Here is a 12,208-nt window from a genome sequence, read left to right as displayed (position 1 = left end):
TATTTCCATTGGATTATGGATCAGCGTTAAACCATCGCAAATTTGTGCTGATTCCGTTTACGATCGTTCTCGTCGAGGTAAATCTTCCGAATCCGCATCGACTTCGGCGTTACTTCCAGGTATTCGTCTTTCTGAATGTACTCCATCGATTCTTCGAGTGAAAACGAAATTTTCGGCGCAATCTTCACGTTGGCATCCGAACCGGAAGCCCGCATGTTGGTCAATTGCTTGGCGGTTTGTACGTTCACCACGATGTCGTTCTGGCGGTTGTGCTCGCCGATGACCTGGCCGGTGTACACCTCATCGCCCGGTTCGATGAAGAACACACCCCGATCCTGCAATTTGTCGATGGAGTAGGCCGTGGCCGTACCGCTGGTCATCGAGATCAACGACCCGTTAATCCGCTCCGGAATGGCGCCCTTGTACGGTTCGAAACTCTTGAACCGGTGCGTCATCACGGCCTCGCCGAAGGTGGCCGTCAGGACGTTCGACCGCAACCCGATCAGCCCGCGCGACGGAATTTCGAATTCGAGGTGTTGCAAATCACCTTTCGGTTCCATGATCAGCAACTCGCCTTTCCGCTGCGTCGCCAGTTCGATCACTTTTCCGGCGGTTTCTTCCGGTACGTCCACCACCAGCGTTTCGACCGGCTCCAGGCGGTTTCCGTTGTCGTCAAATTTGTACAACACCTGCGGCTGGCCCACCTGCAATTCGTAGCCTTCGCGACGCATGGTCTCGATCAACACCGACAAGTGCAGGATGCCCCGGCCGTAGACCAGGAAGCGGTCTTCGCTGTCGGTATTTTCCACACGCAGCGCCAGATTTTTCTCGGTTTCTTTATACAACCGGTCGCGGAGGTGCCGCGAGGTCACAAATTTACCTTCTTTACCGAAGAACGGCGAGTTGTTGATCGTGAACAACATGCTCATCGTCGGCTCATCGACCGCAATCCGGGATAAGGCTTCCGGTTTCTCGGCATCGGTCAGCGTATCGCCGATCTCGAAATCTTCCAGACCCGTAACGGCGCAAATATCACCGCACTGGACTTCGGCCACTTTTTGTTTTCCCAAGCCTTCAAAGGTTTGCAGTTCTTTGATCCGCACTTTCTTGATCACATCGCCGACTTTCACCAGCGCCATGTTGGCGCCCTCTTTCAGCGTCCCGCGCACCACCCGGCCAATGGCAATCCGGCCCACGAAGGCCGAATAATCCAGCGAGGTAATCTGCATTTGCGGTGTGCCTTCCACCACCGGAGCGGCCGGAATCGTTTCCACAATCGTATCGAGCAGGTAGGTAATGTCGCCCGTCGGTTTTTGCCAGTCCGGGCCCATCCAGCCCTGTTTCGACGAACCGTAGACCGTTGGGAAGTCCAGTTGTTCCTCGGTCGCGCCCAGGTTGAACATCAGGTCGAATACTTCTTCGTGAACTTCCTCCGGCCGGCAGTTTTCCTTGTCCACCTTGTTGATGACCAGAATCGGTTTCAGGCCCAGTTGGAGGGCTTTGCTCAACACAAACCGGGTTTGCGGCATCGCGCCTTCGAAGGCATCGACGAGCAGGCAAACGCCGTCGGCCATTTTCAGCACGCGCTCCACCTCGCCCCCGAAATCGGAGTGGCCCGGAGTGTCGATAATGTTAATTTTAACGTCTTTGTACCGAACCGATACGTTTTTCGAAACGATCGTAATACCCCGCTCCCGCTCCAGATCGTTGTTGTCCAGAATCAGGTCACCGAATTCCTGGTTTTCCCGAAAAATCTTGGAGGCATGAATAATCTTGTCGACCAGCGTCGTCTTACCGTGGTCAACGTGTGCTATGATAGCTATGTTGCGAATAGATTGCATACAAGGTTGAAAAATAGAGCAAAGACATGAGACAAAAGACGGTGCTCGTCAATCTGCGAAATGGCTTGGTCTTAGGCGGTTTTCGGTTGTCTTGTCTATGAAGCCGCAAAGATACGGAATTTTTGGCTGAATAACAGTATTTTACAATTTATTAACCTACAGAAAAACAAAAAGCCGGGTTGCCCCGGCCATAAGTACAATTACGAAGGTACGAATCAGAACTTCGGACAACCGCAGGCGTTTTTCTTCCGGAACAAGCCCCATAGGAAGCCTTTTTTCTTCCGATACCCCCGGTTTTTTTTTCGTTTATAATTCAACGCAGTTTTTAGTTCATGGCTCGCCGATTTGACCTCAGCCGCTTCAACCGGCGCTTCCAGCGGAAGCATCAGACTCACTGTCAAACCCACTAGAAATAGCTTTTTCATAGTTTCTCCGGCTCTTCTATCTCTTAAAACGCTTAGACAGACGAAAGTTACATAAAGATTCTGAAGTTTTTGTTACCACCTCAACGCATAAAAAAATACCGTCGCTCTCACGACGGTATTTTCATTAACGGGGCCCCCGGCTGCGTTGTGAGCGGTATCCATATTGCTGGGGTGCTCCGCGACGATACCCGTTCCGATACTGGGGAGAACGATAATAGCGTCGGGGGTGCGATTTATAATACACTCTCGGCGGTGGAGTCACAATCACCGGTGGCCGACGATAATACCCATAAGGCGCATACGGAGCATATCCGTATCGGGGATACCCATAATCGGCTCTTACACCAACGCCTACAGAAGGTGCGCAACTGGCCAGGACAATCCCCAGCAGTGCAATCACCAGTACTGAACTCAGTTTATGCGTTTTCATGATGCTAACAGTCTACAGTTTCACACCGAAGTGTCTGTTAGACTGATTTGGTGTACTAAGGTTTAACGCAAAAACGGAGAAAGTTGTTCTTTTTTCCGGATGCCAGATCCGGTTACACCTTCAGGCGGTTTTTGAGGTAATTCAGCGTGATGTTGTAGGCATCGGCTGTAGCTTCTTTGTTGTACCCCGGATTGCTCGGGTTGGCGAAGGCATGGGGGGCGTCGTACATTTTGATGGTCACCTGCTTACCGGCTTCCTTCATGTTCTTTTCAAATTCTGAAACCGCTGCGGGCGGAATGCCGGAATCCTGCGCCCCGAAAATACCCAATACGTCGGTATTCAGCGTTTTCAGGCGCTCGACGTTCTTTTCAGGTTGTCCGTAATACACCACGCAGCCGACGGTTTGTTTGCCGCCTAAAATCGCCGATTGCAAGGACATGCCCCCGCCGAAACACCAGCCCACGCTGGCAATCTGCGCCTGCGGGCCGACGTACGCGATGGCGCCCTGCATGATGGCCCCCAGCCGTTCGCGCGGCACCTGAACGAGCTTGGAAGCCTCTTCGCGGGTGGTTGCCACTTTGCCGTCGTACATATCCACCGCCAGCACATTCACGTCTTTCAGGTCGTTGTAGAGCTTTTCAGCTTCCTGTTTGATGTAATCGTTAAGCCCCCACCATTCCTGGTACACAAGCAGCCATTTGTTGGTTTCTTTCGGCGCTTTCAGCAGAAAAGCGTTGGCTTCCTGGCCGTCCGGTGTTTTGAATTTGACCATTTCGCCAGCCACGCTGTGGTACGTAAACGGCAGCGGTTCTTCGTGCAACATCACAAACGATTTGTTACTGGCCAGCAAAGCCATGTCATTCGATACTTCAGCGGCAGGTTGATCGCAGCAGAAATGCGATTGGGCGTAGGACGTCAGCGCGACGAAGAGTCCGCTCGCCAGCAGGAAAAGCTTTTTCATAGTTTGTCTTTGAACTTGGATTACGTAAATTATCTTGAACTTGGATTACGCGGATTCAAGGATTAACTAAGAGGCTTCGCGGTTTTTATATCCCAGTTAATCCTTAAATCCGCGTAATCCGGGTTCAGACTTTTTTCAACTCGAATATCGTCACTTCGGGCAGGATACCGATCCGTCCGGGGTAGCCCAGGTAGCCGTAGCCCCGGTTGACATACAGGTACTGATCTCCTTGCTGATACAACCCTGCCCATTGTTTATAAACATATTGCGACGGACTCCAGCGAATGCTGCCCACTTCGACGCCGAATTGCATCCCGTGGGTGTGCCCCGCAAACTGCACGTCGATATCCGGGAATTGTGGGCGCACCTGCGCGTCCCAATGGCTGGGGTCATGAGAGAGTAATAACTTCACCGGGTAATCTTCCGTCCCTTTTCGCGCCTTCGCCAGATCGCCATACTTGGGCCAGCGGCCCGACCCCCAGTTCTGAATACCTAGTAAAGCGATTTTGTCGCCATTTTGTTCTAAAATGCGGTTTTCGTCCATCAATAAATCCCAGCCGAGCAGTTTGTGGGCCGCCATCAGGTTTTGCAGGTTCTGGCGTTTGGCCTGCTGGTTTGGCCAGTTTACGTAATCGCCGTAGTCGTGGTTGCCCAGGGTCGAGTACACGCCCATCGGCGCTTTGACTTTATTGAAAATGTCGATGTAATTTTCAACTTCATCGGCGGTATTATTAACCAGATCGCCCGTGAAGAACACCACATCCGGTTTTTCGCGCAGCAGCATTTCTACCCCGCCTTTCACAGCGGTTTTATTGAAAAAGCTGCCGGAATGGATGTCGGAGAGCTGCGCGATTTTCAGGCCGTCGAAGCCGGAAGGCAGGTTTTTCAGTGGGAGTTTGATCCGCCGGATGCGGTAATCGTGCGCACCGGAAACGATTCCGTACGTGAAAGCCACCAACGGTACGGCCCCGGCCACCAGGGCGGTTTTCATCAGAAATTCGGAGCGCGGAATTACGTCGGTCGCCGGAATGGTCGATTGCGTGGTGTCGTTCACAGTGGCCCGGATATCGGGCCGGTAGAACAGGGAAGCCACCCAGCGCACAAAACGCCCCAAGTCATCAATAAAAATGAACAGAACGGCAAATACTTTGGAAAAATACGGAATCAAAATCGCCGTCCAGATAAACCCGCGTGTGACCCGGCCAACGGCGTCGGGCGGCAGCAACTGCATCGTCAGGTAAGTGATGAGGGTAATGGCCGTAAAACCCCAGTAAACATACTGAACGGCCCGTTGCGTGGTTTCGGACGCCGAGCGGGTGACGGTTTTGATGGCCTGAAAAACGTACCAGTCGATCAGCACCAACAGGGCCGATACGACAAAAAACAGGACGATGCGGTTCATAGTGTAGAAATAGAAAACCCACAGCGTAAACAGACACTGTGGGTTTTTCGGTTCAATACAGTTAGCTATTATTCATTCACTAATTCCGGCTCTTGCACCGGTTCGGACGTTTCTTTGCGGAAACGCCCTTTGATTCTCTCGCTGACCCAGTACATACACGGCACGATGACCAGTGTCAGGACCGTCGAGAAAGTCAATCCGTAAATAATGGTCCAGGCCAGGATATTCCAGAAAACCGCACTGTCGCCACCAATGATGATATGCGGATCAAAATTCTGGAACAGGCCTACAAAGTCGATCGTCAACCCGAGCGCCAGCGGCACCAGCCCCAGTACAGCCGCCGAAGCCGTCAGCAAAACCGGTGTTAACCGTGTGGCACCGCCTTCAATAATGGCTTCCCGCAACGGCATTCCCCGACCCCGCAACTCTTCGATAAACTCGATGAGCAGAATCCCGTTTTTCACCACAATCCCGGCCAGGGCGATGATCCCAACGCCCGACATGATGACCGAGAACGTTTTCCCGGCAATCATGAAGCCGAGCAGTACCCCGATCAGCGACAGCACGATCGTGAAGAAAATAATCATCGGTTTGACGGCCGAGTTGAACTGCGTCGCCAGAATCAGGTAGATTAGCAACATTGCCATGCCGAAGGCTGAGGTTAGGAACGACATAGACTCTTGCTGATCTTCCTGCTCGCCACCCATCCGGATCACATAGCCGTTCGGGACATCCATCTCCTGAATCAGCGGCTGGATTTGGGCCACGATTTCGTTGGCGTTATAGCCCGGCACCACGTCGGAACCCAGCGTAATCACGCGCTCCTGGTTTTGCCGGTTGATCTGGCTGAACGTGGTCGAGTAGCTGATGTTAGCCACCGACTGGATCGGCACCTGCCGCAACTGACCGCCCAGATTCATGTCCCGGTAAACGATATTCAGACTCAGCAGTCGCTCAATCTGGCTGCGGTCGTCTTCTTTCAACCGCACCATGATCGGGTACTCATCCTTGTCGTCCCGAAATTTCGACACTTCCAGCCCAAACAAAGCCGTCCGAACCGCCATCGCCACCTGCGACGACGAAATGCCTTCGCGCTCGGCTTTCTCGCGGTCGATGTTGATCACAATTTCCGGTTTGTTGGTCACCAGGTCAGATTTCAACTGATCGATGCCTTCGATGCCGGACTGGGCAATTTTCTGGCGCACCTGCTTTTCGAGCCGCTGTAAGGTTTGGAAGTCGTCCCCGGCAATTTCGATGGAGATCGGTTTTCCGGTCGGCGGTCCGTTGTTTTCACGCTCCACCGAAATCTCCGTCCCCGGAATGCCCTGCATGGCCGTCCGCACTTCGTTCAGCAGCATTTCCGACGAAATCCCGCGCCGGAGTTCTTTTTTCTCAAACGCCACCGTTACCTTCGATTTGTGGGGCGTATCGGAGCGGTCGGGATTGAATGGATCACCCGCGTTTTTGCCGACATTGGCAATAACCGAGTTCACGATGTCCGTCGCCTTGTTTTTTTCGAGCACATCGAACACCCGTTTTTCAATGATCTTGGTCACCGAGTCCGTCACGCGGGCGTCTGTCCCGACCGGCATCACGTTGTAGACATAGATGTAATCCGGGTCACCGCTCGGGAAGAAGATCACTTTGGGTTGCACGATCCCCATCAGGAAAAACGTGACAAACAACAACACGACCATGCTGACAATGGCACCGACCGGCCGCCAGCCGACCAGCACCCAGGAAATCAGCTTCCGATACCCGTTTTTGAGCTTGGGCAGCAGCCTTTCCTGGAAGGGAACGATAATTTTGGGGGTGAGGATATAGTGGTTAAAAACGTAGAGAATCATGAAGAAGACCATGAAGTTCCCAATGCCCCGGTCGATCAGATACCCGAGTACCGTCAAAACCGCCATGATAATCAACGGCCTCCGGATAGGCTGGAAACCCTGGTTGTCTTCGTGGTGATCCTCATCGTGGCGCTTCATGAACGTAACAGCAAAAACCGGGTTCATTACGTAAGCCACAAACAGGGACGAAAACAGCGTTAGAATCAGCGTCAGCGGCAAAAACTTCATAAATTCCCCCACGATGCCCGGCCAGAACAGCAGCGGGAAGAACGGCGCAATGGTGGTCAGCGTACCGGACAAAACCGGAATAAACACCTCGCCCGCAGCCGCCTTGACTGATTTTTTGATGTCCCAATCCTTGTTCAGGTTGAACAGCCGGTGGGTGTTTTCGATCACCACAATGGCATCATCGACCACCAGCCCCAGACCGAGCAGGAAGGCAAACAGCACAATGGTGTTCAACGTGAAAGCCGTGCCGACGATCGGCCCCACAATTGGCATACAAACGAAAGCGACCAGTGCCGAGAGCGGTACGGAAAGCCCGACGAAAATGGCATCCCGAACGCCCATGAAGAACATCAGAACCAGGACGACGAAGATAAAACCAAGAATAACCGTGTTGACCAAATCGTGCAAATCAGCCCGGGTCCGCTCCGACTGGTCGGCCGTGACTTTAATATCGAGTCCCTGCGGAAACCGCGTTTCCTTATAATCGTCAATGACTTTTTCAATTTTGTCGGAAGCCGAAATCAGGTTGGCACCCGAACGCTTGATCACGTTTAGCGTCACAACGGATTTGTTGCTCAACCGGGCAAAATCCTGCTGCTCCTCAAAGCTGTCCTGAACCTCAGCCACATCGCCCAGCCGAACCGTTGCGCCCGTCGATGTCCGGATGTGCAGGTTTTGCAATTGCTGAACCGCGTTAAATTCGCCTTTTACCCGCAAGGTCCGGCGGACACCATCGACGTTCAGGTCACCGCCCGAAACGTTGATATTTTCGCCCTGAACCGCCTGCTGAATGTCGAAAAACGACAACCCGGCCGACTGCATACGCGGCAAATCGACGTTGATCTGAATCTCGCGTTCCAAAGCCCCGACGATATCCACCCGGCTTATTTCCGGCATGGCTTCGATGGCATCCTGCAAATCTTCGGCGTATTCCTTCAACTGTTTCAGCGAGAAATTACCGGCCAGGTTGACGTTCATGATCGGAAACTCCGAAAAGTTAACATCCTGCGCTGTCGGACCAGCATCGAGTTTCTGGGGCAAATCCTGCTTGGATTTGTCAATGGCATCCCGCACCCGCTGCAAGGCTTCCGGCACCTGTACATCGGGGTTGAACTCCACCAGAATCACCGAAACGTCCTGCAAGGCGTTCGATTTAATTTTCTTGACGCCCGAAATGGACTTCAACTGCTTCTCGATGGGCTTGTTGATGGTGTTTTCCACATCCGCCGGAGCCGTCCCCAGATAAACCGTATTGATGTAAATCTGTGGCACCTTAATGTCCGGGAATTGCTCTTTCGGCAGGTTATTGTAAACCACCAGCCCACCTAATGTAATGATAATCGTAAAGATGTAAATGGCCGTCCGGTTCTCTACGCACCAGTTGGTGAAACTCAGGGTTTTATACTGCTCGAATTTCATAGCCTTGAAGGTTATATTAGAACACGGATCGACCATTTTCATACGGAAAACCGCCCGGTTCGTGTTCTTATTTTTTTAGTAATTGATCGGTTGTCCGTCTACTAACTCCTGATACCCCTGCGTAACCAGTTGATCACCCGCTTGCAAGCCATCCGTAATTTCGATCTGTCCGCCGTAGCTCAACCCGGTTTTTACTTTCCGAGCTTTCGCCACTTTCTTCCCGTTTTCAGTTACAGCCACATAAACCAACTGGCCGTTTTCCGTGCTCTGTACCAGGTTCTGGTTGATTACCAGCGCATTCGGTTTTGACGTATCATTGATTTTGACCTGCGCCAGCATATTCGGTTTCAGGCTGTTGTCCGACGGCAGCGGAGCCTCAATTGTAAACGTCCGGTTTAATGGATCAACCGTTCTCGAAACGAAACTAATTCGGGTGGTCAGTTCCTTATTGATATCCGGAAAACGAACCACCACCGCATCGCCCTGGCGCACGCTGCCCGAGTAAGTATCGGCCACTTTCGCGACCACCTTCAACTGCGACAGATTGACCACGTTGACAATGCCCATGCCCGGCATAGCGGTTTCACCGGCTTTCACATTCACACGGTCGACCACGCCTGAAATGGGCGACGTGACGCTCGACTGCGACAGTTGGGCGTTCAGGGTAGCCAGTCGTTTTTCGAGTCCTTCCTTGTTATTTTTAGCTTGTAGGTACTGAATTTCCGTACCAATTTGTTGCTTCCAGAGGTTGGCCTGTTTTTCAAAAACCGTATTCGCCAGCGTCAACTGGCTGCGAACCTCCTCAATCGACTCCCGCAGAATCTGATCGTCGATTTTAGCCAAAACCGTACCTGCCTTAACCGCATCGCCTTCCCGGACATAAACCGCCGTGACCGGGCCACCGGATTTAGGACTTACCTGTACGTTATTCTTGGCGTCGATGGTACCCTGCAGTTCTACAAAATGCCTGAACGTGGTCGCGGCCAGCGGAGCCACTGTTACCTCTTTTACCTTGGCCTGTTCGGCCTGCTTCGGATCGAGTTTGGCGACTTCGGCTTCCAGTGTCCGGATTTTGGCGTTTAGTTCGGATTGTTGCGTTTTCAATTCGGCCAGTTCCTGCTTTTTTGAAGCCACATCCGACTTTTTCTCCTCCGACGAGCAGGACACCAGTAAAGCCGTTGCTAATCCCAGTACGTAATATGTTTTCATTTCCTTGATCAGTAGTCTATGTGCTTTGAACAGCGTGAAAGAGTGCAATAATTATTGGCCGGTATACAATTTCCCCAATGCTTTATCCAGATCAACTTTTGTAATCATGTAATCGAGCAAAGCCGCGAAGTAATTGGTTTGCGCTTCCCGAGACGAGGTCTCGGCGTTCAACACTTCGATGTTCGATCCGACGCCTTCTTTGTACTTAATGCGGGTCACCCGCACGACTTCCTGGGCCAAATCCATGTTCCGTTTCTGGTTCTGGAGAGTTTGCAGGTTATTGGCAAGTGTTACTGTTGCCTGCTTAATCTGGAGGTCAATAGATTGCTTCAAGAGTTCTCCGCTCTGCCGGGCCTTATCAACGGCTATTTTTTTCTGTTGAGCCGCGTAGCGCTTCTGAAAACCGTCAAAAACCGGCACATTTAGGTTCAGGGAAATAGCCGCCGAGTTAAACCACTGTGTTGTCCAGAAGTCGCCAAAACTGTTCCGACCGTTATTATGACCGTACGTTGCGGCTGCTGTCAGGGTTGGGAAATACTTCTTCCCGATACTCTGATAATCCAGATCAGCCAGTTGAATCTGCGTTTGCAGGGTCGCAAATTCGATCCGTTGCCCATAATCAAAAGCCGAGTCCAGAACCGCTGCCCGCTCCAGATCCCGCTGGCTGTAGGCTTCAATCTGGTCAGTTAACTGAATTGGCGTATTGATAGGCAACCCCATCTGAAATTTTAGCAGGTTATAGCTCAAATCGACCAGGTTTTTGACGTTCTGCCGTTCGGTTTTCAGATTATTCAACTGGACTTCCAGCCGGTCTACGTCAATTTTTTCCACAAAGCCCTGGCCGTTCATCGCCCGGGTTTCGCGCAGCAGCGTATCCACCCGCGAAATGTTAAGATCCAGCAGTTTCATGCGCTCTTCACTCACCAAAACCCCGTAATAAGCCTTGGCAACCTGCTCCGCCACGCTGATCTTGGAAGCTGCGATGTTTTTCTGCGCCAGTTCTCGATAGGTAGCAGCCGCTTTCAGTCCAATTTTGTAAGAAGCATCGAAAATCAATTGGTTAACACTTGCGGTAACGCTTCCCTGGTATTTGACCCCAAACGGAATAGCGGTTACATCGTCACCCCCGCCACCGTTTCCCGTCGAGTCGGCTGGTGCGCCAAAACCGCCCGATGGAAAAATAAACTTCTGAATGATAGCGTTGTAGGTTACTGTTCCGCCTACATTGACCTGCGGTAAGGCTACCCCCCGAATTTCGCTAATCCGGGCTTCGGCACTGAGTGCGTCCAATTGGGTATTTTTTACGTTAATGTTTTGCTGAGTTGCAAAATTGATCGCATCGTTCAACGAAAAATCACGCGGGCTTTGAGCCACTGCGGCTCCCCACCATCCCGACAACAGCAAAGCGCTCAAAAGCGGTTTACCGGGTAACCGGAGTGAGGTCATTCTGGTAGTCTTGAACATATTGGTTGTAGATAATTGATCCTTTCTCGGTAAGTATGCCCCGCACAAAATGATGCAATAACTCAACTTGAACGTCGGCCATGCTCCCTAACGCGGTCGGGAATACGTTGGGGTTATGAGCCATGCCGATCAACTCCATCCGTAGCCGGGCCATGATCTCAACATTAATCTCTGGCCGGTAAAGCCCCTGCTCAATACCTCTTTTCAAATTCGACCGCATGGATTCCAGCAAAAATTTCTCCTTAAACTCAGTACATATTTCCCAGGCTCTCGGATGATGCCGTTGAATGTCGATAAGCAAAGCCGGGTTCATCTCGGCTAACTGCTGCCGCACGATTCGGGAAGCCAACATTATTTCCTCAATTGGATCGTGTGCATCGGCAACCTGACTGACAACATGCGCCCGGTTTTTTTCCATCCGGTATTGGATGACTTGGTAAACAATATCATCCTTGTCGGTGAAGTGCTGATAAAGCGTTTTTTTGGAAATTCCAAGATCCCGGGCGATATCATCCATGGTGATAGTCCGGGTACCAAACTTCCAGAACAACACCTCAGCTTTGAGTAATATACGCTCTTTGATTTCCAATAAATTATGACTTATCCAAGTAAAGAACTATGGAAACTGAGAATAAGTTCAAAGTTTCCATAGTTTCTTTTGCGATATATCGGGACTTTTTTCTTTGCAAAGGTCTTGGAAAAAAATCGGACCGGCAATCAATCAAGAGTGAAGCGGCTGAATTTCCGGATGAACCACCAGATTTATAAAGATGAAAGGTAAGTGCTTTCAACCAAAAGATTCTCAGCTCAAAATTGGGGTATTACCGCACAAAAGGCTGGGCTTTTTCTTGGATCATAACACAAAAAAAGCCCCTCACGGTAAGGTGAGGGGCTCATAAATCTGTGGTGGCGGCAACCTACTCTCCCGGACATGACTCCAGTACCATCGGCGTAACGGGGCTTAACGGCTCTGTTCGGTATG

Annotated in this window: 9 protein-coding genes; all 9 read right to left on the bottom strand. The window is 51.4% G+C overall.

What is annotated here, in order from left to right; genetic code table 11:
• Window positions 1-26: 26 nt before the first annotated feature.
• Entirely contained in the window at window positions 27-1,841 is a 1,815-nt protein-coding gene (typA, locus tag ACO2Q8_RS27230; protein ID WP_423348059.1) for a translational GTPase TypA, read from the bottom strand.
• A 215-nt stretch (window positions 1,842-2,056) separates the two neighbouring features.
• Window positions 2,057-2,266, bottom strand: coding sequence for a hypothetical protein (locus tag ACO2Q8_RS27225; RefSeq protein WP_423348058.1), 210 nt, complete (start codon window positions 2,264-2,266; stop codon window positions 2,057-2,059).
• Window positions 2,267-2,390: 124 nt separating this feature from the next.
• Window positions 2,391-2,696, bottom strand: a complete 306-nt coding sequence (locus ACO2Q8_RS27220; RefSeq protein WP_423348057.1) for a hypothetical protein — start codon at window positions 2,694-2,696, stop codon at window positions 2,391-2,393.
• Window positions 2,697-2,808: 112 nt separating this feature from the next.
• Window positions 2,809-3,657 carry a dienelactone hydrolase family protein gene (locus ACO2Q8_RS27215; protein ID WP_423348056.1) on the bottom strand — a complete coding sequence of 283 codons (849 nt, stop codon included), beginning with the start codon at window positions 3,655-3,657 and terminating at the stop codon, window positions 2,809-2,811.
• A gap of 124 nt (window positions 3,658-3,781) precedes the next feature.
• On the bottom strand, window positions 3,782-5,059 hold the full coding sequence (locus ACO2Q8_RS27210; RefSeq protein WP_423348055.1) for a metallophosphoesterase: 1,278 nt from the start codon (window positions 5,057-5,059) through the stop codon (window positions 3,782-3,784).
• 68 nt (window positions 5,060-5,127) lie between these two features.
• Window positions 5,128-8,553 (bottom strand): efflux RND transporter permease subunit, encoded by a 3,426-nt coding sequence (locus ACO2Q8_RS27205; RefSeq protein ID WP_423348054.1) that lies wholly within the window; start codon window positions 8,551-8,553, stop codon window positions 5,128-5,130.
• A gap of 75 nt (window positions 8,554-8,628) precedes the next feature.
• Window positions 8,629-9,762 (bottom strand): efflux RND transporter periplasmic adaptor subunit, encoded by a 1,134-nt coding sequence (locus ACO2Q8_RS27200; protein WP_423348053.1) that lies wholly within the window; start codon window positions 9,760-9,762, stop codon window positions 8,629-8,631.
• Window positions 9,763-9,813: 51 nt separating this feature from the next.
• Window positions 9,814-11,208, bottom strand: coding sequence for a TolC family protein (locus tag ACO2Q8_RS27195; RefSeq protein WP_423348052.1), 1,395 nt, complete (start codon window positions 11,206-11,208; stop codon window positions 9,814-9,816).
• Window positions 11,183-11,815, bottom strand: a complete 633-nt coding sequence (locus ACO2Q8_RS27190) for a TetR/AcrR family transcriptional regulator (protein ID WP_423348051.1) — start codon at window positions 11,813-11,815, stop codon at window positions 11,183-11,185. Before ACO2Q8_RS27190 ends, ACO2Q8_RS27195 begins: the two co-directional genes overlap by 26 nt.
• Window positions 11,816-12,208 lie beyond the last annotated feature (393 nt).

The organism is Larkinella sp. VNQ87, assembly GCF_049445795.1.
Lineage (GTDB): Bacteria > Bacteroidota > Bacteroidia > Cytophagales > Spirosomataceae > Larkinella.
The sequence above is the reverse complement of the archived record's forward strand: the minus strand, read 5'-3'. Positions and strand labels throughout refer to the sequence as shown.

Coding starts and splice junctions, on each gene's coding strand:
- typA (WP_423348059.1), bottom strand. CDS start 1,841: ATGCAATCTATTCGCAACATAGCTATCATAGCACACGTTGACCACGGT.
- ACO2Q8_RS27225 (WP_423348058.1), bottom strand. CDS start 2,266: ATGAAAAAGCTATTTCTAGTGGGTTTGACAGTGAGTCTGATGCTTCCG.
- ACO2Q8_RS27220 (WP_423348057.1), bottom strand. CDS start 2,696: ATGAAAACGCATAAACTGAGTTCAGTACTGGTGATTGCACTGCTGGGG.
- ACO2Q8_RS27215 (WP_423348056.1), bottom strand. CDS start 3,657: ATGAAAAAGCTTTTCCTGCTGGCGAGCGGACTCTTCGTCGCGCTGACG.
- ACO2Q8_RS27210 (WP_423348055.1), bottom strand. CDS start 5,059: ATGAACCGCATCGTCCTGTTTTTTGTCGTATCGGCCCTGTTGGTGCTG.
- ACO2Q8_RS27205 (WP_423348054.1), bottom strand. CDS start 8,553: ATGAAATTCGAGCAGTATAAAACCCTGAGTTTCACCAACTGGTGCGTA.
- ACO2Q8_RS27200 (WP_423348053.1), bottom strand. CDS start 9,762: ATGAAAACATATTACGTACTGGGATTAGCAACGGCTTTACTGGTGTCC.
- ACO2Q8_RS27195 (WP_423348052.1), bottom strand. CDS start 11,208: ATGACCTCACTCCGGTTACCCGGTAAACCGCTTTTGAGCGCTTTGCTG.